The 23,217-nt window shown below is 67.8% G+C and carries 22 protein-coding genes and 1 tRNA gene; 6 read left to right on the top strand and 17 right to left on the bottom strand.

From position 1 onward, the window contains the following. Positions 1 to 47: 47 nt before the first annotated feature. The 5 genes from LRQ07_RS03050 to LRQ07_RS03035 form a co-directional block, all read right to left on the bottom strand. Positions 48 to 1,240 (bottom strand): IS3 family transposase gene (locus tag LRQ07_RS03050; protein WP_413775543.1). Its coding sequence is split into 2 segments (ribosomal slippage): positions 48 to 973 and positions 973 to 1,240, totalling 1,194 coding nucleotides; the frame shifts between segments, so codons are not numbered across the junction. Further along, on the bottom strand, positions 1,162 to 1,821 hold the full coding sequence (locus LRQ07_RS18545; RefSeq protein ID WP_413775529.1) for a TniQ family protein: 660 nt from the start codon (positions 1,819 to 1,821) through the stop codon (positions 1,162 to 1,164). The genes LRQ07_RS03050 and LRQ07_RS18545 overlap by 79 nt, the downstream gene beginning before the upstream one ends. Continuing rightward, complete coding sequence (locus LRQ07_RS03045) at positions 1,818 to 2,846, bottom strand: ATP-binding protein (protein WP_045264203.1); 1,029 nt, start codon at positions 2,844 to 2,846, stop codon at positions 1,818 to 1,820. The genes LRQ07_RS18545 and LRQ07_RS03045 overlap by 4 nt, the downstream gene beginning before the upstream one ends. Continuing rightward, positions 2,843 to 4,792 (bottom strand): Mu transposase C-terminal domain-containing protein, encoded by a 1,950-nt coding sequence (locus tag LRQ07_RS03040; RefSeq protein ID WP_157523994.1) that lies wholly within the window; start codon positions 4,790 to 4,792, stop codon positions 2,843 to 2,845. The genes LRQ07_RS03045 and LRQ07_RS03040 overlap by 4 nt, the downstream gene beginning before the upstream one ends. A 53-nt stretch (positions 4,793 to 4,845) precedes the next feature. Continuing rightward, positions 4,846 to 5,583 carry a TnsA-like heteromeric transposase endonuclease subunit gene (locus LRQ07_RS03035; protein WP_082066568.1) on the bottom strand — a complete coding sequence of 246 codons (738 nt, stop codon included), beginning with the start codon at positions 5,581 to 5,583 and terminating at the stop codon, positions 4,846 to 4,848. 446 nt (positions 5,584 to 6,029) lie between these two features. Between LRQ07_RS03035 and LRQ07_RS03030 the strand changes: the two genes are divergently transcribed. The 3 genes from LRQ07_RS03030 to hrpB all read left to right on the top strand — a co-directional run bounded on the left by LRQ07_RS03030 (position 6,030) and on the right by hrpB (position 10,941). Further along, entirely contained in the window at positions 6,030 to 6,458 is a 429-nt protein-coding gene (locus LRQ07_RS03030) for a MarR family winged helix-turn-helix transcriptional regulator (protein ID WP_248539713.1), read from the top strand. 119 nt (positions 6,459 to 6,577) lie between these two features. Continuing rightward, entirely contained in the window at positions 6,578 to 8,182 is a 1,605-nt protein-coding gene (locus LRQ07_RS03025) for an SPFH domain-containing protein (RefSeq protein ID WP_256535807.1), read from the top strand. A 203-nt stretch (positions 8,183 to 8,385) separates the two neighbouring features. Next, on the top strand, positions 8,386 to 10,941 hold the full coding sequence (gene hrpB, locus LRQ07_RS03020) for an ATP-dependent helicase HrpB (RefSeq protein ID WP_256535806.1): 2,556 nt from the start codon (positions 8,386 to 8,388) through the stop codon (positions 10,939 to 10,941). A 21-nt stretch (positions 10,942 to 10,962) separates the two neighbouring features. On the opposite strand, the gene LRQ07_RS03015 is transcribed toward hrpB, so the two are convergent. The 5 genes from LRQ07_RS03015 to LRQ07_RS02995 all read right to left on the bottom strand — a co-directional run bounded on the left by LRQ07_RS03015 (position 10,963) and on the right by LRQ07_RS02995 (position 15,502). After that, positions 10,963 to 11,697: an ABC transporter permease gene (locus LRQ07_RS03015; RefSeq protein ID WP_256535805.1), complete on the bottom strand. Its 735-nt coding sequence runs from the start codon at positions 11,695 to 11,697 to the stop codon at positions 10,963 to 10,965. Further along, a complete protein-coding gene (locus LRQ07_RS03010) occupies positions 11,694 to 12,479 on the bottom strand; it encodes an ABC transporter ATP-binding protein (protein WP_256535804.1) in 786 nt (261 codons plus the stop codon). The genes LRQ07_RS03015 and LRQ07_RS03010 overlap by 4 nt, the downstream gene beginning before the upstream one ends. A gap of 65 nt (positions 12,480 to 12,544) precedes the next feature. Next, positions 12,545 to 13,141 carry a TetR family transcriptional regulator gene (locus LRQ07_RS03005; protein ID WP_256535803.1) on the bottom strand — a complete coding sequence of 199 codons (597 nt, stop codon included), beginning with the start codon at positions 13,139 to 13,141 and terminating at the stop codon, positions 12,545 to 12,547. 42 nt (positions 13,142 to 13,183) lie between these two features. Beyond that, entirely contained in the window at positions 13,184 to 13,936 is a 753-nt protein-coding gene (locus LRQ07_RS03000) for an AAA family ATPase (protein ID WP_256535802.1), read from the bottom strand. A 69-nt stretch (positions 13,937 to 14,005) separates the two neighbouring features. Further along, complete coding sequence (locus tag LRQ07_RS02995) at positions 14,006 to 15,502, bottom strand: L-serine ammonia-lyase, iron-sulfur-dependent, subunit alpha (RefSeq protein WP_248539708.1); 1,497 nt, start codon at positions 15,500 to 15,502, stop codon at positions 14,006 to 14,008. Between the two features lie 127 nt (positions 15,503 to 15,629). On the opposite strand from LRQ07_RS02995, the gene LRQ07_RS02990 reads away from it, so the two are divergent. Next, a complete protein-coding gene (locus tag LRQ07_RS02990; RefSeq protein ID WP_134352964.1) occupies positions 15,630 to 15,926 on the top strand; it encodes a hypothetical protein in 297 nt (98 codons plus the stop codon). 111 nt (positions 15,927 to 16,037) lie between these two features. Here LRQ07_RS02990 and LRQ07_RS02985 read toward each other — a convergent pair whose 3' ends face one another. Continuing rightward, entirely contained in the window at positions 16,038 to 17,768 is a 1,731-nt protein-coding gene (locus LRQ07_RS02985; protein ID WP_131494384.1) for an L-aspartate oxidase, read from the bottom strand. A gap of 71 nt (positions 17,769 to 17,839) precedes the next feature. Between LRQ07_RS02985 and LRQ07_RS02980 the strand changes: the two genes are divergently transcribed. After that, complete coding sequence (locus LRQ07_RS02980; protein WP_232762609.1) at positions 17,840 to 18,775, top strand: LysR family transcriptional regulator; 936 nt, start codon at positions 17,840 to 17,842, stop codon at positions 18,773 to 18,775. A gap of 77 nt (positions 18,776 to 18,852) precedes the next feature. On the opposite strand, the gene LRQ07_RS02975 is transcribed toward LRQ07_RS02980, so the two are convergent. Together LRQ07_RS02975 and LRQ07_RS02970 are read right to left on the bottom strand one after the other, a co-directional pair. After that, positions 18,853 to 18,925, bottom strand: a tRNA-Arg gene (locus tag LRQ07_RS02975). Between the two features lie 64 nt (positions 18,926 to 18,989). Then, the gene (locus tag LRQ07_RS02970; RefSeq protein ID WP_047521226.1) at positions 18,990 to 19,574 is read right to left on the bottom strand and encodes a hypothetical protein; all 585 of its coding nucleotides are present in this window, start codon (positions 19,572 to 19,574) and stop codon (positions 18,990 to 18,992) included. Positions 19,575 to 19,703: 129 nt separating this feature from the next. On the opposite strand from LRQ07_RS02970, the gene LRQ07_RS02965 reads away from it, so the two are divergent. After that, on the top strand, positions 19,704 to 20,543 hold the full coding sequence (locus LRQ07_RS02965) for an SDR family NAD(P)-dependent oxidoreductase (protein ID WP_256535801.1): 840 nt from the start codon (positions 19,704 to 19,706) through the stop codon (positions 20,541 to 20,543). A gap of 7 nt (positions 20,544 to 20,550) precedes the next feature. On the opposite strand, the gene LRQ07_RS02960 is transcribed toward LRQ07_RS02965, so the two are convergent. The 4 genes from LRQ07_RS02960 to LRQ07_RS02945 form a co-directional block, all read right to left on the bottom strand. After that, positions 20,551 to 21,423 carry a hypothetical protein gene (locus LRQ07_RS02960; RefSeq protein WP_256535800.1) on the bottom strand — a complete coding sequence of 291 codons (873 nt, stop codon included), beginning with the start codon at positions 21,421 to 21,423 and terminating at the stop codon, positions 20,551 to 20,553. Beyond that, on the bottom strand, positions 21,420 to 21,665 hold the full coding sequence (locus LRQ07_RS02955; protein WP_047521232.1) for a hypothetical protein: 246 nt from the start codon (positions 21,663 to 21,665) through the stop codon (positions 21,420 to 21,422). Before LRQ07_RS02955 ends, LRQ07_RS02960 begins: the two co-directional genes overlap by 4 nt. A 109-nt stretch (positions 21,666 to 21,774) precedes the next feature. Continuing rightward, the gene (locus LRQ07_RS02950; RefSeq protein ID WP_256535799.1) at positions 21,775 to 22,440 is read right to left on the bottom strand and encodes a GntR family transcriptional regulator; all 666 of its coding nucleotides are present in this window, start codon (positions 22,438 to 22,440) and stop codon (positions 21,775 to 21,777) included. Positions 22,441 to 22,564: 124 nt separating this feature from the next. Continuing rightward, complete coding sequence (locus LRQ07_RS02945) at positions 22,565 to 23,206, bottom strand: NADPH-dependent F420 reductase (protein WP_232762613.1); 642 nt, start codon at positions 23,204 to 23,206, stop codon at positions 22,565 to 22,567. Positions 23,207 to 23,217: the final 11 nt, after the last annotated feature.

Here is a 23,217-nt window from a genome sequence, read left to right as displayed (position 1 = left end):
GCCCTCCCGGGCCTTGGCCCTTGATCGTGGACACGGTGTCGGTTCGATTATGCCGCTTCCGCGAGCGTAGCGGAGCGTGCGGCTTCGTAGGCGTTCGGGCTGATGTTGCCGATCGCGGAGTGGCGCCGGCGAGTGTTGTAGCGGTTCGCCCACCGGAACACGGCCCGGTAGGCGGTGGCCTGGTCCGGGAACGCTGACCGGCCGGCGAGGAGTTCGCGCTTGAGCGTGGCGTTGAAGCTTTCCGCGAGTGAGTTGTCGGCACTCGTGCCGACCGCGCCTGTGGACTGGGTCACGCCCAGCTGCTCGCAGAGCGCGGCGTAGGCCTTCGAGGTGTAGACGCTGCCGTGGTCGGAGTGGAAGATCGCGCCGACCAGCGACCCGCGGTCGCCGTGCGCGGCACGGAGGGCGTCTTCGACGAGTTCGGTGCGCATGTGGTCGGCGACTTGCCAGCCCGCGAGCTTCCGGGAGCCGAGATCGATGCAGGACGCGAGGTAGAGGTTCGTGCCGTCGGCGATAGGCAGGTAGGTGATGTCGCCCACGTAGCGGCGGCCGGGGTCGCCGACGGAGAAGTCCCGTCCGATCAGGTCGGGGAAGCGCCTGGCGGACTGGTCCGGGATCGTGGTCTTCACCCGTCGTCGCAACCGGATCCCCGCGAGACGGTGCTCACGCATTACCCGCGCGACGCGCTTGTGATTCACCCGCTCCGCCACGGGCACACCGTCGTTGAGGTCGGCAGTGATCCTGGGCGCCCCGTAGGCGCGGTCGCCACCCTGAGCGGGGTCTTGGAGCACCCGGATCCGCGCCGCCAACACCGCGTCGTCTGTCGCCTTCGCGGCTCGCCGCCCGGCGGAGTCCAGCCAGGCGTAGAACGACGAGCGGGCGACCTCGACGACCTCACACAACCGCTTCACGCCGTAGGCGTCCTTGTGATCCTCAACAAACTGGAAGCGGTTCACCAGTTCGTCTCCCCGGCGAAATACTTCGCCGCCTGACGGAGGATGTCCCGCTCCGTCTCGAGCTTGCGGGCCTCGGCCTGCAAGGCCGCGAGGTCGGCCTCCAACCGGAGGACCTTCGCCGCCTGCGACTCCGGTCGCCCCGTCGCCCCCGGCGGCGACGCAGCAGCAACCGTGACCCCGGAGCCGAACTTGTCGACCCACTCTTTCAGCGCACCCCGAGAGATCCCGAGATCCCCGGCGATGCCCTTGAGCGTCGAACCCGGCGTGGACTCATACAAGTCCACCGCGCGCTGCCGGAACTCGTCCGTGTAGTTCTTCCTAGCCATCCCTTGGATTCTCGCTTCCCCAGCATCGTGCTGGAATCAGCGTGTCCAAGATCAGGGGTCAAGCGCCGAGTGAGAGTTCCATTCAGCAGGCGTTGCGCGAGCAGGTGCTTGTGCCTCCCCGGCAGGGGAATATCTCGGCCGCTTCCGTGCCACCTCCGGTGTCGCACGCAGACCGGACCGTGCATACGCGCGACTGTGACCTGATCGCCTCGGGCGCACCGTCTGCAGAGAGCCACAGCTGCCGGAATCATGCGACAACTCGGGCATTCGACTTGACGCGTGGCGCCACCATGTCCACAGGCGCGACCGCCGGCTTCGCGGAGCAATGCACCATCCGGAAGCCCACCCAACGCCTCGATCTTCCGGAGGGCGCTTCTCGGTGTCACCCGAATTGGGAGGGTTCGATCCTCGCGTCGCAACGCCAACCAGAGGTCCTTTTCGCCGATTGCATTTGCGGCGCAAAGCCGCGCCCAGTAGCTCGCCGCCGTTTCTCCCGGATACAGGCGAACGGAAGTCGGAAGCCCGGGACGCGAGGTCATGCCGCACTTACAGGCGTTCGCGATCGTCGCGGCTTGCTTGTGTGGAGCGTTGCGGCCGTCTGACGGCGGGCAAGATCGCGTTCAAATGCGGCCGAATCGAGCTTCTCGGTTCCGTCGTCCATCGCGCTCAGGGCAGCGAACTGCAAGAGGTCCTTGAGCAGTCCGATCTCCCCGCCCGTCAGCGCGTGCAGTGTCGGCGCCGCGGACAGAATCGATCCTGGCCGTTGCTCTGCTAGACACAGTGAGCTCTCCATGGCGAGAAGCAGATCACCCCAGCGAGCCTTCTCCGCGGTCGAGATCAAAGGAAATGGTAAGGCCACGTGCACTTCGAATCGCTTCCCGATCTGCCCACCACGTGAGCCGTCGAGAAGTCCGGTCCCCTCAACTGCGATTCCGGCGTAGACGAACGTGCCTCCACATCGCTCGGAAAGCTGCTTGAGCATGTCTGATGCCTCGACGTTCTGCCGGTACTTCAGATCGAGGTGATGCACGTCATCGACCAAGACAAGTTCGGTGGAGCATCTGCGCAGGGCGTTCGAGACCGCTTCCAGCAGGTCCCCGTAGGTCATCCTGCTGAGAACCGGGAGACCAAGGAATCGGGCGAACTCATGCATCAGAGCTTTGGCTGAGCACTGGGCGGGTACCGCGACATACACGACTGGGAGCATGCCCGGCCCCGCAGCCGGGTGGCCGGTGTCTCGCCGCCTGCGTTCGTGTGCTCTACCGATCTCGACTAGCGAAGTAGTCTTGCCCTGGCCTGGCTCCCCCGAGAGGATCAGGCCTAGCTTCCCGACTCGTCGGTAGGCGTTGAGCATGACGCGATCCCGCACGGCTCGCTGGAAGGCTTCGAACTGCGGTGTCCGCACGAAGGCGCCTGCCTGCGAGTATTGAGCTCGTCCCTGGTTGTATAACGCGCGGTCCCCGAAGCTCATGGCCCGAAGCTCCTCGGATGTGACCGGCGCCGGGCGCTCATACGCGGTGTCGACGTGCTCGCGCCAGCCTTCCTTGGTCGCGATCTCGATCATTCGTCGATCCTCCGCCGCACCTCGTCGAGCCTGTCTCCGATGAGAGGGAAGCCACCGGTGTTAGGCCATTCCTCAGTAGAGGTGGTCTCGATGGACGAATTGTCATCGTCAGCAGGTCGTTTCTCGTCCTCGATGCCCTTCACACTGGTGAAGTTCATCGGATCTTCAGCGATCGCTGCCAATCGAGCGCGCTCTCGCCCGCTTCGCTTCTGACCGTTGCTTCGAGGGGCCGGATTCCCTTGACCGGCGAACGCCTTGATCGCCATCGCAAGCTCGCGACGTTCAGCATCGAGATCCGCGACACCACCGGAGCGCGACGTGCGAGCGTACCGCCAGACATCACCCAGCATCGGGAGTTCATGGACCTGATTGGACCATCTCAGAGGGATGAACTCGCCGTCCCGCTCGAGCCAGACGACGTGCAGATTGTAGGGGTCTACGCGGATCGGCCATCGGCCGTTCCGCGCTTTGTCAGGAGACTTGCGCCTCCACAGGCCTTTGAGCCGCTCGGAGTTGTAGACGCGGTTATCGATGCGCACGCCGTAGCGGTTCAGAACTCGGTAGTCCACAGGTAGCAGCGCGATGTAGTCGTCTCGCGTCAGCGGTACGTGGAGTTCGGGCACGTAAGCGCGGAACGCGCGACACATCTCGTTCGGCGACAACTTGATGCGCGGATGCAACGGGTCCCGCAGTCCGTCATGCGGACGATTCTGCCACTCGACCGCGATCCAGTCCTCTAGGAGCTCCTGGGCCTGTGCGATCGTCAGTAGTTCGTCGGATTCCGTGTCTGTGTCGCGCCCGCGATGTTCGACGCTGCGGCCGACATATCCCTTCACATGCTGCAGCAGCATTGAGTTGATTGCCCCGAACGCTCGCTCTACGTGCGGTTTGTCCGTTGGTGTGTGCGGCGCCGAGGTGATCAGCGAGATATTCAAGGTTTCACACGCAGCGCGGAAATGCCGCGACAAATAGTTTCGTCCGCGGTCGGTGGTGATCGTGTCCGGAAACACATACGGCTGCGCGATACGCAATCGCTCAAATCGCTCCTGATCGATCAGTTGATCGTCAGCCCATGCCGTCGAAATCAGCTGTCGGGTCTCGCGAACCCCTTCCATACGCCGGCCATAGGGCACCAGGGCCCGTGCAAGGACAGCCACCAGGTCGACGCTCTTCGTCCCTTCGGGGCGGAGCATCGCGGCAAGAATCGAGCGCGTTGCGACGTCAAGGAGAATCGTCAGTTCGGGCCGGCCGACGGTTTCGTCATCGATCCGCAACATGACATCAATCCGCGTGGAGTCCATCTCGACCAGTTCGCCGGGACGCAGTGCGGTGCGAGTGCCGAATGTGCCGTCGGGTTGAAGCGCAAGCGACTCGCGAGTCTTGGCCGAACCGAAGGTGAATTGCCCGTGCTCGTCTGCTTCGAGAAGTCGGAAGAACGTCGCTCGGCTCGGCAGCTTCACCGCATCGCCGTGGAGACGTTCGACGCGCCTCATGATTTGTTCGATCGCTGTAGTTCGACTCACAGTCGAGGCGCGGCTCTTTCCTCCGAGTACGTGGTTGATGGCCTCGACGAGGCGTGGATCCCATGTGCTCTTGCGTGGGGAGCCTTTGCCTGCAGTGGTCGTCCCCTGCTCTCGGAACGCTTTAAGCCGACGCTCCACGGCGCGCGTGGAGACAGTTCTACTTAGGCGCACCTCCAGCCACTCGCGCTCTGCTTCAACAGCCTTCCCGACCCCGATCTCTTCTCGGGTCGCCTCGATACGTATGCAGGATTGCAGCCACGCATCCATGTCCGGCGTGATGTCCTGCACCTGCAGAGGAAGGTTCAGCAGACCTGAAGTGTCGCTAGGCACCGGTGTTGCATCATGTCGAAGCTCGTCGAGAGCGACTTCGACCTCACTTCCGTCCTCATCTCGGAGCATCGCCAAATCCTTCTCGATGAACAAGACCGAGAACTTGCGTTGACGCCACGTGAGCGACCCGCCAACTACAACCCGCACTACACGCTCCTTTGCCACACGATCGTTCTGATGTTGAGGGCTTGATCGAGATCTGCCTCGAGCGCCCCTGACCAGAGGTGCGCGTAGCAGTGTGCGAAGCCCTCGGATCCGACGCCGAGCAGCGCAGCTACCTCAGCCAGGGGCAGCCCATCTTCTGGGAGCATTGGCAGTTCTTCGCTGCTCGCCCAGTCTCGAAACGGGCCCAGGAATCGGAGGTTGGCCTCGCGGACTACCGATTCCGCGTCATAGACGACATACCGCCAGCCGCGCTCAGCGGCGAACACCGCTGTCATGTCGAACTGTCTTCTGACGTCGTCCTTGATCTGAGTCGCCGGCTTGACGTCCATCAGCACGGCGTGCCCGTCGTCCAGACGCACGAAGTAGTCCGGGCAGTGCTCGCGCGGGCCGTCGGGTGTGGTCCATCGGATCCACATGGGCTGGCTGGCGATCGCAACCACGCCCGGGGTGCGGTCCAATTCGATGAGGCAGCCCCGCTCCGTCAGCGACTCGAATCCGACAGACGCGCCAAGCGCACCCATCCAGTGGTAGCCGTCGTAATGACGCTTGAGCCGCCAACTGGGAAAGTTCCGAACGGGATCGCCTCGTTCGAAGGGCACGCTGTCGCAGTCGACGGCGTCGAGCTCTAGTTGCACGCCATCGAGACGGTACTCAACGCGAGCTCGCGTCCGGTTGGCTTTAGTGGTGGGAGGAACAGGCCACTGCTGAGTCAGGTCCATAGGGATCCAATCGACATCGACGGATACTTCCTATTCGGCAGTCAGCCTCTCTCCTGGGGAGCGGTACTGGCCTATGTCCTGAGCCCTGACAAAGATGCCCCGACTGGGGATCTGCTCACGGGCAGACTATGTCCGGCACCCAACGAGGCTGGTCGACACGCCGCTCTTCCGACACGTCTAGTGAGACTCCGACACTTTCGTGAGACTCTCCGACAGCCTTCGTGAGACTCCGACACTTTTCGTGAGATCGGACATCCGTGCTGAAAGCCGAAGATTCCGTGACCAAACCGTTGCATTCGTTATCTCGCCGTTATACAGTGATCACACGGTGAATGTTTGCTGTGGCACTCACCGCATGTGATTGCAGGACACTCTTGGTGCAAGGGACAAGGGCCGGTCGGGAGCCTCTCCGACCGGCCCTTTACTGTTCGCACTATTCTGTGAGGATGACCGACCGCAAGCTCGCCATCGAAGCCTGGGAGAGCCTGTTCCGCGCACAGCATGAGGTGTTCACCGCGATGCTGGTCGACTTCGAAGAAAACCACCTCGCGCAAGCCGAGTACGACGTGCTGCTGACCGTCACCCGCTCCCCCGACATGACCGCACGGCTGCGCGACATCACCTCGAACATGCTGATCAGCCAGCCGAGCGTCTCTCGTCTGGTCGACCGGATGGTCACCCGTGGTCTCGTGGCGAAGTGCTCGGATCCCGACGACGGGCGCGGCGCCCTGATCCGCGCCACTGATGAAGGGGCCAGGGCCTTCCGGGCTCTCGCGACCGTGCACGGACGCTCGATCGCCGAGCGCATGTCGCGCCTCGACGACGATGAGCTGCGCACTCTGCGCGACCTCGCCGAGAAGCTCCGCTCCCGCTGACCTGCGCCTGTGGGCGCCGAGAACGACCTCCGCCTTTTCTGGCAGGGTGGGTTGCATACGCCTGCGCATTCGGCGGGCACGTCAGACCGCCCCCTCGGGGGGAACCAGGGAGGTCATTCATGGAGATCGCCGGAATCGTCGGCATCCTCGTCATCGTGGGCATCGGCGTCGTCATCGCCGTCGTCCTGCTGCTGATCCTGTTGCTGTTCGCACGCAGCTGGATCAAGGTGGCCCGAGCCGACGAAGCCCTCGTCATCTCGGGGCGCAAGCAGAAGATCCAACGCGCAGTCATCGCCGCAGACGGCACGACCAGTTCGGAACTGGCGGAGTCGCCCGTCACCGTCATCGTGAACGGCAAGTCGCTCGTCAACCCGATCACGCAGCGCCACGAGATCATCTCTCTGCGCTCCCGTCAGGTCTCCCTCAACGCCGAGGCGCAGTCGCTCGACAGTGTGACGCTGAACGTCGACGGCGTCGCGATCGTGAAGATCGGCTCCGACCCACTCTACGTACGCCGCGCTGCCGAGCGTTTCGCATCGCAGGACAAGGCCATCGAGCAGTTCACCACCGAACAGCTCGAAGGTGCGCTCCGTGGCATCGTCGCGACCCTGTCGGTCGTCGAGCTCATGCGCGAGCGCAAGAAGTTCTCCGATCAGATCGCCGCCGATGTCTCGCAGGAACTCGCCGAGCAGGGTCTGATCCTGGACTCGTTCCAGATCAAGGGCATCACCGACAAGGTCGGCTACATCCAGTCGCTGGGTGCCCCCGAGATCCAGGCGAAGCGTCAGGCCGCCGAGATCTCGCAGACGAACGCCGACCGCGCGATCAACCAGAAGAACATCGCGAACCAGGAAGCCAACCTGATCGAGCAGACCGCGCTCGACACCAACACCGCCAACGCCGACTCCGGCATCGGACGTGCACGTGCCGAAGCAGAGCAGGCAGAGGCTCTCGCACGCGCTCAGGCGGAGCAGGCCGTTCTGCAGCAGCAGGCTGAGAACAAGCAGGCTCAGCTCGACGCCGACGTCAAGCGCGTTGCCGACGCCCAGCGGTACGAGGCGGAGACCCGCGCTCAAGCCGAGCTCTACACCCGCGAACGCGCGGCCGAGGCCGCCGCGATCGAGCAGGTCAAGCAGGCCGAAGCCCGCACCCGTATCGCCGAGCAGCAGGCGCAGGCTGACAAGGCTCGTGCCGAGGGTGAAGCAGCCGCCGCCATCGCGAAGGCGAGCGGTGAGGCGAACGCCCTCCGTGCCCAGGCCGAAGCCGAAGCGGAAGCCCGCCGCCTGCGCGCCAACGCCGAAGCCGATGCCATCCGCGCCGAGGGTGACGCGCGTGCCGGTGCCCTCGAGGCCGAGGCCAAGGCCATCGCCTCGAACCAGGACGCCTTCCTCTCGCAGCGCGTGCTCGACGTTCTGCCCTCGATCATGGCCGAGTTCTCGAAGGGCTACGCGGCGATCGGCAACGTGTCGATCATCGGCAGCTCCGGCGAGGACGGCGCATCGAACGTGGTCGGCGCCGACAACGCCAAGGCCCTCCGCTCGGTGTTCGACAGCGTCCACTCGGCCACCGGCCTCGACCTCGCGGGCATCATCCAGGGTCAGGCCGTCGGCCGTGGTTTCGGCGCCGGTGTCGCCGAGGCCACGCCTCCGACGCAGTCCCCCGCGCGTGCGTCGACGCCCTCCACGGCGTCACCCGCCACGGAGCCTGCTCCCGCCGCGGAGTAGCACCCACGCAACACGAAGCGGATGCCGCGACCGATCAGGTCGCGGCATCCGTTTTTTCGTGGCCCGGCATCCTGTTCGCCCGTTCACAATTCAGGAAGAACGAGGTGGTCGGGGCCAGCGAGAGCCGTTCGGGGCCGGCAGGGCGCGTTTCTCCTGAGTTGTGAACGGCGCCGGCCGCTGAGCCGACGCGGCAGACTGGACGGATGATGCCCGCCGCCTTCGATCTCGACGCGATCGGCGCGGGGCTCTCGTTGGCGGGCGCTCTCAACGAGCTCTCCGCGGCCCTCGACGCCGGTGGCTCGGTGGTCGTGACCGCACCGCCGGGCACGGGCAAGACCACCCTCGTGCCGCCTCTCGTCGCCTCGCGGCGCACCGGTCGCGTGATCGTCACGCAGCCTCGCCGCGTCGCCGCCCGTGCCGCAGCTCGACGGCTCTCCCACCTCGACGGCTCTCCGCTCGGCTCACGCGTGGGGTTCACGGTCCGCGGCGAGCGCGCCGCGGGTCCCACGACGCAGATCGAGTTCGTCACCGCCGGCGTGCTCCTACGGCGGATGCTCGATGATCCCGGCCTCGACGGCGTGGACGCCGTGATCCTCGACGAGGTGCACGAGCGCGCGCTCGAGACCGATCTCCTGATCGGCCTGCTCTCCGAGGTGCGTGAGCTGAGGGAGAACCTCGTGCTCGTCGCCATGTCCGCCACCCTCGACGCCGAGCGCATCGCATCCGTCCTCGGCAGCGAGGCGGCCGCGGCCCCGATCGTGGACCACGATGTGCCCGCCTTCCCCCTCACGGAGCGCTGGGCCCCGAGCCCCGTACCGCGCCTCGACGAGCGTGGGGTCACCTCAGGTTTCCTGGACCACGTCGCGCGCGTCACGACGTCTGCGGCCCTGACGCAGATCGCGGAGGACCCGGAGGCCGACGTCCTGGTCTTCGCACCGGGGGCCCGGGAGGTGTCGGAGATCGCCCGTCGCATCCGGGAGTCGAGCGAGACGTTCGATGTGCGGGAGTTGCACGGACGCATCCCGCCGGCCGAACAGGATGCGGTGATCCGAGGTCGTACGTCGAAAGACCGTCCGCGCATCATCGTCACGACCTCGCTCGCGGAGTCCTCGCTCACGGTCCCGGGCGTACGCCTGGTCGTGGACACGTGCTTGTCGCGGCATCCGCTGCGCGACGCCTCCCGAGGAATGACGGGTCTGGTCACGACCGCAGCATCCCGGTCGTCGTGCGTGCAACGAGCGGGACGCGCCACCCGCCAGGCTCCCGGTGCCGTGGTCCGCTGCGTCGACGAGCGGTCTTACGCGGCGGCTCCCGCGCGCCCGGTACCCGAGATCGCGGTCATCGACCTCGCGGATGCGGCCCTGCTGCTCGCGTGCTGGGGATCCCCCGGTGGCACCGGGCTGCGGATGATCGACCCGCTGCCCGCAGAGAACCTCGCCGATGCCCTCACGGTCCTCCGCGGTCTCGGCGCGATCGATGACGAGGGTCGTGCCACCGCGGAAGGTCGCGCCCTCGCCCGCGTTCCGACCGATCCTCGACTCGCCCGCGCGCTCCGCGACGGCAGTCCGGCAGTCGGCAGACGCCTCGCCGCGGAGGTCGTCGCGCTGTTGGGCAGCGATCTTCGAGTCGCCGATGCCGACGTCGCACAGGCTCTCATCTCCTTGCGGGGCGGACGCACGCCGGATGCCCGCCGATGGCGCGATGACGTCGATCGCCTCGAACGTCTGGCCCCTCCGGCACCACACGCCTCTGCGGATCTCGACGGCGTCGGACTCGTGATCGCCCTGGCCTTTCCCGAGCGGATCGCCCGCCGCGTCGAGCGCACCGCGGCCGGAGCGACGTTCCTGCTCGCATCCGGGACGCGAGCAGGAGTGACGGGCCCGCTCGCGGCGGTCGAATGGCTCGCCGTCGCCGACGTCGCCCGCGCCTCCGGGCGCGCGGCAGCCGGATCCGGAGCGGTCATCCGCGCGGCAGCGGCGCTCACCGAGGCGCAGATGGAGCAAGCCGCCGACCACCTCCTGACGGACCGCGTCGAGGCCGAGTTCAGCGGAGGCCGTGTCCAGGCCCGACGCGAACGCCGGCTCGGGGCGATCCTGCGCACCTCGGTCCCGGTCCGGGCCTCCGCGCAGGAGGGGCGGGATGCTGTCCGCCGCACCCTGCGCCGCGACGGACTGGGCATGTTCGCGTGGTCCGACGGCGCGGAGGCACTGCGCCGTCGACTGGCGCTGCTGCGGCGCGAGCTCGGCGACCCCTGGCCGGATGTCTCGGACGCGGGCCTGCTCGACACCCTCGACGCCTGGCTGGCACCCGAACTCGATGCGCTGGCTTCCGGCACACCGGTGGGACGACTCGACCTGCTTTCCGCCCTTCGCCGCCTGCTGCCGTGGCCGGAGGCGATGCGCCTGGACGAACTCTCCCCGGAACGCCTCGAGGTGCCCAGCGGATCCCGCGTCCGCATCACCTACCCGGAACCCGACGGCGACACGTCGGCACGGCCCGTCGTGGCGGTCAAGCTTCAGGAGTGCTTCGGGTGGGCGGAGACTCCTCGGCTGGTCGATGGGCGCGTGCCGGTGCTGTTCCACCTGCTGTCCCCCGCCGGGCGCCCGCTCGCGGTTACCGACGACCTGGCCTCGTTCTGGTCCGGTCCGTACGCACAGGTCCGCGCCGAGATGCGGGGGCGCTACCCGCGGCACCCCTGGCCCGAAGACCCGTGGGCCGCCACGCCGACCAAGCACACCAAGAACCGCGCCGCGCGTTGAGCAGCGGAACGGACCGAGACTTCAGCGTGTACGCCGCCGCAACGTGAGCGCCGCGAGCACCAGGGCACCGACGGCGAACGCGACGACGATCAGCAAGGGACCGAACACGTCCCAGCCCTCGTCCCCCGCGGCCACGGCATTGATCGTGTCGATCGCGTAGCTCAGCGGCAGCCAGTCCGAGATCGCGTACAGCACGTCGGGCATCTGGTCGCGGGGCATGAAGAGCCCCCCGAGGATGATCTGCGGGAACACCAGCAACGGCATGAACTGCACCGCCTGGAACTCGGTCTGCGCGAACGCACTCGCGAGCAGGCCGAGCGCGGTGCCGAGCAGTGCGTCGACCACCGCGACCAGGCCCAACTGCCACAGCGGCCCGTCGACGTCGAGCCCGCACACCCCGACCGCGAACGACACCGTGATCACCGCCTGGACCACCGCCATCGCTCCGAACGCCAGCGCGTAGCCGAGGATGAAGTCGGCCTTCTCGAGAGGCGTCGTCATCAACCGCTCGAGCGTGCCCGAGCGGCGCTCCCTCAAGGTCGTGATCGAGGTGATGAGGAACATCACGATGAACGGGAACAGCGCCAGGATGGCACCGCCGACCCGGTCGAAGACACCGTCCTGGTCGCTGAACAACCAGGCGAAGAGCCCCACGAGGATGCTCGGCGCGATGAGCATCAGGGCGATCGACCTCGGATCATGCCGCAACTGCGTGAGGACGCGGCCTGCCGTGGCGAAGATCCGGCGGCCGTTCATTCCCCGACCTCCCCGTGCGTCCCGCGCGCGTCTCGGCGCGACCTCCTGGTGTCTCCGAGGCCGGCCGCGCGGTCACGCTCGATCAGCGCCAGGAAGGCGGCTTCGGCGTCGGTCGTCCCGGTGTCGGCGAGGAGCGACGTCGGAGTCGTGTCGGCGATGATCCGCCCCTCCCGCATCAGCACCAGCCGGTCGCAGCGCACGGCCTCATCCATCACATGGCTCGACACGATGAGTGTCACCCCGCGATCCGCGAGACGACGGAAGAGGGTCCACAGCTCAGCGCGCAGCACCGGATCGAGTCCCACCGTCGGCTCGTCGAGCACGACGAGCTCGGGCGCACCGATCAGCGCCACCGCGAGCGACACCCGCGTCGCCTGTCCTCCGCTCAGGGCGTCGACGAGCTGCCCCGCCTGCGGCCCGAGACCGACCTCTTCGATGACCCGATCGACGTCGCCCTTCGGGGCTTTCAGCAGCGAGGCGAAAGAGGCGAGATTCTGACGCACGCTGAGGTCGCCGTACACCGATGCGCCCTGCGTGCCGTAGGCGATCCGGTGCCGGAGCCCTCGCGAACCGCCCGGCTCTCCGAGGACCCTGACGTCTCCGGAGGCGATCCTCTGCACGCCGACGATCGAGCGCATGAGAGTCGTCTTGCCGCACCCCGACGGCCCCAGCAGGCCGGTGATCTGCCCGCGCGGAATCGTGAGGTCGATCCCGTCGAAGACCTGGTCGGCGCCGCGGTGCACACGCAGCTGCGAGATCTCGACAGCCGAGTTATTCATCATGTGATGAATTATGCGCCCGAGCACCGATGGCGTCAACGGGATCCGCGCGCCTGAGCCGGCGTCCCTCAGTCGAAGAGGTAGCGCTGCACGGTCGGACCGACTCGTCCGACGAGTTCATCGACCGATGCACCGGCGAGCGCGGGGAGCCGCAGCACGTAGCGGGCGATCAGCATGCCGGCGATCTGCGAGGCGACGAGCGCGGCGCGCAGATCGGCATCGTCGGTGTCCAGACTCCGAGAGACGCGGGAGAGCAGCTCGCGCGAGAGGAAGCCGGCCAGCAACGGGGTCGTCAGCCGGCTCCCCACGGCGGTGCGGATCAGCATGACCCCTCGCCGGCGCACCTCCGGCTGCTCGAACGCCTCGAGCACGTACCGAACGAGTCGCTCACCGACGCCGTCGCGAGATCCGGCCAGGATCCGCGGCACGTCGATGTCGGGACGCAGAGGGATGCCCACGGCCTCGGCGAAGAGGTCGGCTTTGGTCCCGAAGTAGTGATGCACGAGCGCGGAGTCGACACCGGCGCGGGCCGCGATCGAGCGGACCGTCGCCCCGTCGTAGCCCTTCTCGGCGAAGTCGTCGACCGCGGCCGTCAGAATGCGCGCCCGCGAGTCCGAGGCACCTCTGGGGCGTCCTCGCCGGCGCGGTGACTTCTGCTCGGTCATGCCCGCCAGCCTACGACTTCGCTCCCCGCGATCGACCCGGGCTCAGTCGAGCAGATGACGGAGGTAACGCGTGGGGTGGTCGAGGAACGAGCGCCAATGGTCCACGATCTCGAGGTCACCCCAGTCCGCCGGACGCACGCCCCACTCCCCGACCTCGAGGATCTTCGCGCCGGGGAGGGCTGCGAGGACCGGCGAATGCGTCGCGCAGAGCACCTGGCCCCCCTCGTCGGCGATGCGGCGGAGCACCGCGATGAGGGCGAGCGTCGAGGTGAAGGACAGGGCCGCCTCGGGCTCGTCGAGGCAGTAGAAGCCCGGCTCGTCGAACCGGCTGTCCAGCAGCGCGAGGAATGATTCCCCGTGGCTCATCTCGTGGAACGGAACGTCGCCGCTGGCCGAGGGGTTCTCTTCCAGATACGTGTAGAACGAGTGCATCGTCTCGGCGCGGAGGAAGAAGCCCCAGCGATTCGCCCCCACCCCGCGCTGCAATCGAAGCCAGTCCGACAACGGCGACTCCGTCGCGCGCGTGCGGTGCCGTGCCTGCCGTGACCCGCCCTCGGGCGAGAGCCCGTACGCCAGCGCGATGCCTTCGACCAGAGTGGACTTGCCGCTGCCGTTCTCGCCAACCAGAAAGGTCACTCCGGGGTCGAGGTCGATCCCGTCGCGGAGCACCTGGGCCACGGCGGGGATGTTCGTCGGCCACTCCCCGTCGGGCGTCGGGGCATCATCGTTCGGCCGGACGGCGACCACCGGCTGCTGCCGTCGACGGCGAGAGCTCGGCTCCCAGAACGCATCCATCGTGCTCCCTCCGCGCGTGACGTCTCGTGGAGGCTATCGCCACCCGCGGACACGATCACGATCGGACGGTCAGCACTCGATGACGTTGACCGCGAGACCACCCTCGCTGGTCTCCTTGTACTTCGTCGACATGTCGGCACCGGTCTGGCGCATCGTCTCGACCACGGCGTCCAGGGACACGTAGTGGCTTCCGTCGCCGCGCAGAGCGAGTCGGGCCGCCGTGACCGCCGTCGACGCGGCGATCGCGTTGCGTTCGATGCACGGGATCTGCACGAGTCCGCCGATCGGGTCGCACGTGAGACCGAGGTGGTGCTCCATCGCGATCTCCGCCGCGTTCTCGATCTGACGATTCGTGCCACCCATCACGGCGGTGAGGCCGCCTGCGGCCATGGCGCACGCGGATCCGACCTCGGCCTGGCATCCTCCCTCGGCCCCGGAGATCGACGCGTTCGCCTTGAAGAGCGAGCCCAAAGCCGTCGCAGTGAGCAGGAAGCGGCGGATGCCACGGCGACGGTTCGCCTCGGCCGTCTGCTCCTCGTCGAGGCCGCTGGCACTCTCCAGCGTCCGCACATCCGACTCGAATCCCAACAGAGCGCTGCCGACGAGTTCACCGTAGGGGGTCACCGCGTTGCCCGCTCCCAGCCCCGAATCGGCGAGGAACCGCCACCAGTACATCGCGACGGCCGGAAGGATACCGGCGGCTCCGTTCGTCGGGGCCGTCACGACCCGTCCGCCTGCCGCGTTCTCCTCGTTCACCGCGAGCGCGAAGGCACCGAGCCACTCGCCCGGGAGTTCACGATGACCGTCGGCCTCGACCGCCTCGAGCTGACCGCGGATCACTCCGGCCCGTCGCTTGACCTTGAGGATGCCCGGGAGGGTTCCTTCCGCGTGTAGACCGGCGTCGACACAACCCGCCATCGCATCCCAGATCGCGTCGAGTCCGGCGGCGACCTCTTCCTCGCTGCGCACGGATGCTTCGTTGAGTCGCGCGACCTCGGCAATCGACAGCCCGTTCTCGTCGCAGAGGGCGAGCAACGAGGCAGCATCCGCATACGAGTACGGGAACCCTGCGGTCGCGAGCTTCGCCTCCTCACCGTCCCTGCGGATGAATCCTCCGCCCACCGAGTAATACGTCTCCTCGGCGACGACATCGCCCGCTGCATCCCGCGCGGTGATCGTCATGGCGTTGGGATGCCCGGGAAGCCGGGTGCGCGGTGCGAACACGATGTCGTCCTTCACGAACGGCACCTCGTGGGTGCCGTCGATGCGGATCACGGCACCCGCGGGGAGGTCGGCCCAGGCGGCACGGACCTCAGCCGGGTCGCACGTCTCCGGCGTGAGCCCACGGAGCCCGGCGACGACGGCATCCGGAGTGCCGTGACCGATCCCCGTTGCACCGAGCGAACCGTACAGCGCGACCTCGACACGGCCGACTCGCGGCAGTGCACCGCTCGCCGTGAGGCGTCGCGCGAAATCGAGAGCCGCCCGCATCGGTCCGACCGTGTGGGAGCTCGAGGGACCCACTCCGATCGAGAAGAGGTCGAAGGCCGAGACGTACGCTGTCACCCTTCCAGGCTACGCCGGATTCACCGGTTCGGTTCACCTCGGTTAACTCGACGGGGAGTCAACCCCCTTTCCGGCGAGCGTGCGGTCGGGGCATCGTGGTCCGAGGAAATCGCCGAAAGGGGTCACCATGACCGACACCACTCCTGAGCCGGAACCCACCGACGAGCTCTCTCCTGAAGCGCAGACTCCGACGCCCAGCCCTTCTTCGGACACGAGCCAGGCGGAGGCGACGACTCCCTCCGAGGCCGAGTCGCCGGAAGACGCCGACCCGAGCGAGGTCCCGAGCACTGAGGAACTCGAAGAGCCGAGCACCGAGAAGGACCCCGGCGAGGAACCCACCGCGCCGAAGCGGGATGAGCCCGAGCCCGACCACGAGGCCGTCGGCATCGGTGTGATCGACACCGAGGAGCCGCAGGCCGGCTGATCCGTTCGCCGAGACCCCCGGTCGCCGCCGAGACCCCACCCTGCAGCCGACGATGGGGCGGGGTCTCGACGATGGGGCGGGGTCTCGACGATGGGGCGGGGTCTGGGCGGACTACTCGACGAGCTTGCCCTCGGTGTCGACCTCGCGCATGAGCTCGGCGATCTCGGGTGCGACCTCCGGGATCTCCTCGCGGGTGACGCCGGCGGTCGGCGACCACACCAGGTTCACCTGCAGCGTGGGGTCGGTGTCGGGGAAGTCGCTGCGGTTGTGGCATCCGCGTGTCTCTCGACGCTCCAGCGCCGCTTCGAGGGTGGCCCGGGCGGCGAGCGCCGACGCCTTGAGGTCGAAGGCGTGGGCGAGGTCCTGGAACCCCGCGATGTCCGGGTGGATCCCGATGTCCTCCATCCGCCCTTCGATCATGTCGAGGTCGGCGAGTCCGGCGAGCAGCCCTTCTTCGGAACGCACGACCCCCGCGTACTCGGTCATGAGGTTGCGGATCGCGCGTTGCAGAGCCCGGACGTTCTCGCGCCCCTCCGCGGCGAGGAGGTCGTCGATCTCGGCACGCGCCTCGGCCACTGCCGTCGCCGAACGGCGCTGGGCATCGAGGCCCGCCGCATGCTCCATGGCCGCCTGACCGACGATGCGGCCGTACACGAGCAGTTCGATGAGGGAATTGCCGCCGAGTCGGTTCGCGCCGTGCAGTCCGCTCGAGGCCTCACCGATCGCGTAGAGCCCGTCGACATCGGTCTGGTGGTCTTCCGGTCGCACCCAGACGCCACCCATCGAGTAGTGCGCCGTAGGGGCGATCTCGATCGGATCGGTCGTGATGTCGAGCATCTGCAGTTCCATCATCGTCTGGTAGACGCGGGGAAGCCGGGTCATGATCGTCTCGCGGGGCAGGTGCGACACGTCGAGCCACACACCGCCGTTCTCCGTGCCTCGACCTTCCTTGATCTCGGTGTACGCCGCGAGCGCGACGCGGTCACGGGTCGACAGCTCCATCCGCTCGGGATCGTACTTCGCCATGAACCGCTCGCCGAGGGCGTTGCGCAGGATCCCGCCCTCCCCTCGAGCGGCCTCCGAGATCAAGGTTCCCGCAGCGCTCTCCGGCTCGATGATGCCGGACGGGTGGAACTGCACGAGTTCGGGGTCGCGCAGTCGGGCACCCGCATCCACCGCGAGACGGAACGAGTCGCCGGTGTTCTCATCGCGGCGGGATGAGGTGCGCCGCCAGATGCGATTGTGGCCACCGGCCGCCAGGATCACGGCGTCCGCGTGGATCAGGTAGCGGGTGCCATCGGCCTGATCGAATCCGTAGGCACCGAACACCACATTGTCGCGCACGAGCAAGCGGGTGATGTAGACGTGGTCGAGGATGGGCACGTCGAGCTGCTCGGCCTTGCGCACGAGCGTGCGCTGGATCTCGAGGCCCGTGTAGTCGCCGGCGAAGGCCGTGCGACGGAAGGTGTGCGCACCGAAGAACCGCTGCGAGATGCGCCCATCGTCTTCGCGGGCGAAGTCCATGCCCCAGCGCTCCAGGTCGCGGATGCCGCGCTCCGCGCCCTGCGTCACGATCTCGACGGTGTGCGGATTCGCGAGCAGGTAGCTCTCCTTGATGGTGTCGGCCGCGTGCTGCTGCCAGCTGTCGTCCGCATCCATGGTCCCGAGCGCCGCGTTGATGCCGCCTGCGGCGAGGGACGTGTGCGCATCCTGCCGCGGCCGTTTGCCGACGGCGAGCACATCGACGCCGTGCTCGGCGATCTCGATCGCCGCTCGCAGCCCCGATCCGCCGGTACCGATGACGAGGACGGTGGTGGATATCTGACGTTCGCGCGTAGCCATGGGATCCACGCTAATTAGGGGATCCTAATAACTCCAATGCATAGTCTCACTGGAAACGATACGCGTAGACTATGGTCATGAACCTCGAGCAACTCCGCGGGTTCGTCGAGGTCGCGCGTCTCGGACACTTCACCCGCGCCTCCGAGCACCTGCACCTGGCACAGCCGTCGTTGAGTCGTCAGATCTCCACCCTCGAACGTGAGCTCGGCGCCGAGTTGTTCCACCGGGCACGGGGCCACATCTCGCTCACCGCCGCCGGAGAGACGCTCCTCCCCCGCGCGCAGCGCATGCTCGCCGATGCCGACGCCATCCGCGATGAGATGGGAGAGCTGGCGGGACTCCGCCGCGGACGCGTGCGGCTCGGGGCTCCGCCCACCCTGTGCATCAGCCTCGTCGCCGAGGCCGTCAGCTCGTTCCACGCCGCCTACCCCGATGTCGACCTGCACCTGACCGAGAGCGGTTCACGGCTCCTGGTCGAACAGCTCGCCGTCGGCGCCGTCGACATCGCGCTCATCACCGCGTCCGACGGTCTTCCCCCGGCCGGCGTGAGCTTGACCAGGATGCCGCTGCTCGCCGAGGAGCTCGTCGTGGTGTCCTCGGCTGCGGAGCCGCCGCTGACGGATGGACCTGCCATCGACCTGGAACAGCTGGCCGGTCTCCCCCTCATCACCTTCGGCGAGAGCTACGAACTGCGCGCGACGACGGATGCCGCCTTCCGTGAGGCCGGCCTGACTCCTCACCCCGTGCTGGAAGGGGCCGAGATGGACACGGCCCTCCGCTTCGTCGAGCGCGGCCTCGGCGTCGCCGTGGTGCCGGCGATGGTCCTCTTCGATCGGCCGGGCCTGCGGTCGGTGCGACTCTCGCACCCCATGATGACGCGGACGGTCAGCCTGGCCCACCGTTCGGATGTCACTCCGGCGATCGCCGTGGCAGCGATGCGGAAGGCGATCGTGTCGACGTCCGCGGAAGTCGCGCGCCGCGATCCCGCGATCACGAGCCTGCTCTGACCGGATCGACGGCCGGAACAGCAGAAGGTCCCCGCCGCTTTCGCGACGGGGACCTTCTATACTGTCTCAACACAGTGTGCGCCCGAAGGGACTCGAACCCCTAACCTTCTGATCCGTAGTCAGATGCTCTATCCATTGAGCTACGGGCGCCCAGCCCGCTCAGCGGGCCGTGGAACAGCCTACAACAGTCCAGACGCGAAAGCGAAACGAGACCTCAGTCCCCGGCCGCCGCAGCTTTCTGCTGTTTTTTCCGACGCTTCGCCTTCGCTCTCTGCTCCGAGGAGAGTGCCTGCAGGTCGACGAGACGCAGCGCCTGCATACGGGCTTCACGCATTCGCCCGTAGTCGGGATCATGGTCGGGGCGCATGCCCTCGACCCGCAACCGGCGGTCGAGGTTGTGCCGCACATCGGCCCAGGCGGCATCCCTGGCCTCTTCCACGATCTGCGCGAGGCTGTCGCGATCCTGCATCATCTCGCGCAGGCGCTCGGCCACCCCGGTGGACTGCTTCGCCCGGCGCCGGAGGTTGCGGACGTCGCGGTCACGATAGTCGTGCGTGCCCACCGGATCGGAGTGCCTCCCCCTCGCCCGCTTTCGCAGCGCCGTGACGGTGGCGGCGGCTTCTTCGGACTCCTCGGCCATCGCCCGCAGCGCTTCGCGCGCATCGTCGATGTACTTGTCCATGTCGAAGACGCCGTCTTCCGCGATGGTGCCGATGAGGATGTGGTTCTTCACGGCGAGGCGCGCGGCAGCGGTCGCGATCGCGACGCCTTCGGCGATGGCATCCGCTGTCCGTCCCACCGGTACCTCCTCTCCTTGAGCGTACCGGTATCACTACGGCCCGGTGTCGGCCAGAATGGTTCGGAATCAGCTTGCCCCACCCATCCGACATCCGCGGGTTCGCACCCGGGTCGCGCCCGCAGGAGGCACATGAGACACCTCGATCTCGTCGGCAGCACCACGGTGATCACCGGAGCCGCGAACGGGATGGGCGCCGACATCGCCCGGCTGCTCGCCGCACGGGGAGCGCACCTGGCCCTGATCGACCACGATGCCGCCGCGCTCGAGGCGATCGCCGGAGAGCTTCACGACAGCCGGGTGACGACCCACTTCGTCGACCTCCGCGACGATCAGGCCGTGTTCGCCACCGCCGCCGCGATCGGCGACGCACACCCGCGGATCAATGCACTGATCACGTGCGCCGGGTCGTCGATGCTCGGCAACCTCGACCAGCTCACGATGGAGGAGATGCGCTGGCTCACCGATGTGAACCTCTGGGGCACGGTCTCCATCACCAAGGCGCTGCTGCCGGCGCTCCGCGCGGCACCCGCGGCGCACATCACCCATCTCGCCAGCGTCTACGCTCTGGCCTCCCCGGCCGGACGCATCCCCTACGCCATGAGCAAGTTCGCCGTGCGGGCCTTCTCCGAGGCTCTGCGTCACGAACTCGAAGGCACGTCGGTGAGCGTCGGCGCGGTCTACCCCTCGGGCGTACGCACCGGGATCATCCTGCACGGACGTTACGCCGCGGCCATCGACCCCGCCGTCGCCGCCCGTGCCGCCGCCGCGCAGGCCGCGATGTACCACACGGAGCCCGCGGAGGCCGCCGCCCGCATCGTCCGGGCCACCGAGCGGCGGGCGGCGAGGACGATGGTCGGACGCGAGGCGCGCCTGATCGACGTCCTCGTGCGGATCCTGCCGTCGTCGTACTGGCGAGTGATGCGGCGCCCCCTGCGGGACGCGGTCGACACGACCACCCCGGTGGCGTGAGGACGCCTCAGCGGACCGCTCCGACCCAGATCCCCGAGGCCCAGGCCTGCTGCTCGCCGTTGCAGCCGGCTGAGCCCGGATAGCCCCGGACGGCGGCCATGCAGTTGGCCAGGAACTCCGGGTCGCCGCCGAACAAGGAAGCGTAGGCACCCGACGACGTCAGCGCACCCCAGACCCGGAACTGGTAGATGTGCGCGAGCTCGTGCGCCATCGCCCAGTTCAATCGCCCCGAGCTCCAGTTGGCGATGTCGGCGCGGTACTTGATGTACCCGTTGCTGTTGGCACATGCCGGCGCGCTCCCGCCCGCGCACGACGAGGACTCGTACAACCCGACCCCGCCACCCCCGACGAGGTCCAGTGCAGCCCGCACCCGGGCGTAACCGCCGGGACCGCTCGAGGTCCAGGCCGGCCCTCCCGGTCCGGCGTTCTGCGCGGCGAGTGCGGCCTGTGCGGCTTGAACCTCGGTGCCGACCTTCTCCGTCAGTGCGTTCACCGTCGCGGTCGCCGCCGTCACCGTGTCCGGGTTCACCTTCTCGGCCAGCACCGTCTGCTGGGCGGAGAGGGCAGCGGCCCGGTGCGCGGCCGTGTCGACCACCCCGCGTGCCCCGTCCAGAGCGGCGGCGAAGGCGGTGAGCTCGGTCACGAAGGCCGGGCGGACGGCGAGCACCGCCGCGCGTTCCGCGGTGTCCCGCTCGGCGCGATCGACCGCCCCGTCGAGATAGTCGGTGCGCTGGGTCGTCTCGTGGTATTCCCGGGTGAGGGAGCTCAGCTCGGCCACCGCCACCGCGCGTTCCTGGTCGAGCGCGTTCGCCCGCGCGAGCACCCCGGCGGAGAGCATCACCGTCATCGCGACCACGACCGCCAGCATCCGGCGGATCACGGCAGGAACCCCGTGGTGTCCGCGATCTCGCCATCCTGCTCGGCGATCTGCGAGCGGAGGGCGGTGAGCTTCTCAGCGAGCTCCAGATTCTCGCCCTGGGACTCGTCCAGAGCACGCTCGACTCTCACGATCTCCGCCTTGACGGCATCGACGGCGGCTGCACGCTCCTGGTCGGCGAGCGCCACGACGACCACTCCGCCGAGCAGCAACAGGCATCCGACCGCGACAGCAAGATTCCGCATCTCGCTCCCCAGAACAGCGCAACATTTCCGGACCGACTCCGATCGCACCAATATACAACCGATGCCGTCGCCGTTGCCCCTGACTTCGCGCGGCCGACCGTCGTCGCGGTCAGACCATCAGGTCGCTGCTGCGCGCGAGGCGGCGTTCCGCGGCGGCCTGGCCGCTGGCGAGGTGGGCAGGGATGATGCGGCGGAGCGCTTCCGTGTCACGAGCCATCATGGCTTCCAGGATGATGCGGTGCTCGTCGGCCATCGCGAGGAGGTCGTCGTGCTGACCGAAGAGCCACCTCAGACGCGTGAGGAACACCGCGATGAGTTCCCCGAACATCTCGTTCCCGGCCAGCTCGACCGCGATCTCGTGGAATTCCGCTGCGGCGATCCTCGCGGCCTCGGCGTCGTCAGCTTCGGCGGCAGCGAGCTCGCGCTCATAGGCGCCGCGCATCCGGACGATGCCGGCCTCGTCGTGCCGTTCCGCCGCGAAGACGAAGATCAGCGTCTCGATGGCCTCGCGCACCTCGGCGAAGTCCTGGATGTCACGTCGGGTGAACTCGCGCACGACGGCCCAGGTGCGGGGGCGGGCGACGACGACCCCTTCGGCGACCAGCGTGCGGATGGCCTCGCGGACGGGAAGGCGGGACACGTTCAGCTCGGCCGCGATGTCGCGCTCCACGAGCCGGGAGCCGGGGGCGCGCCGCCCGAGCACGATGTCGTCTCGAAGAATCCTCGTGACCCTCACCGACTCGAGTTCGCCGATTCCCGCCATAGCCCCCGCCATCTGGGCATTCTCGCACTCCGGAGTCGGATCAACAACTTTTGGTATCCCAACACGCCCGGGCGTACGCGCCCCCCCGAGCGGGCAAGACGAGTGCGCGACGCCCCCACGCCCGCGTAGGACTCGATCAGGGCAGCCGGTTGGCGGCGGCGATGTTCGCGGCCAGCTCCGCGGCGTTCTGCCGCACGACGTACGCGGGGCGATCACGCTCGACCCGCCACGACTCACTGAGCGGCCCGACGTTGACCGTGTCGAAGCCGGCCTCGTCGTAGAAGCGCGTCACGAACGCGACAGCCTCCGCGTCGTCACCGGCCGTGGCCAGCGCACGTCGATCAGCGGTCCCGGCCGGCGTGCCGTCCGCGGTGATCTCGGACGCGTAGATGTGGTTGAACGCCTTCGCGATCTTCGACGTCGGGAGCGCGCGCTGCACGAGCTCCGACGTCGTGGTCTCCCCCTTGTCGAGAGCCTCGATGCGCCCGTCGCGCTCGAAGTAGTAGTTGTTGGTGTCGAGCACGATCTTGCCCGCCAACTGCTCGGCCGGGAGCTTGTCGATCGCATGGAGCGGCACAGTCACGACCGCGATGTCCGCAGCGGCGGCGGCATCCTCCGCGGTGGCCGCCTTCGCCCGCGGTCCGAGCTCGGCGACGAGGTCGGCGAGGGTCTCCGGTCCGCGCGAGTTCGCGATCACGACGTCATAGCCATTCGCCACCGCCACCCGGGCGACCTGGCTGCCGATGTGTCCTGCACCGATGATTCCGAGAGTTGTCATGTTCGGCCCAA

The organism is Microbacterium sp. J1-1 (assembly GCF_024498615.1).
Lineage (GTDB): Bacteria > Actinomycetota > Actinomycetes > Actinomycetales > Microbacteriaceae > Microbacterium > Microbacterium aurugineum.
The sequence above is the reverse complement of the archived record's forward strand: the minus strand, read 5'-3'. Positions and strand labels throughout refer to the sequence as shown.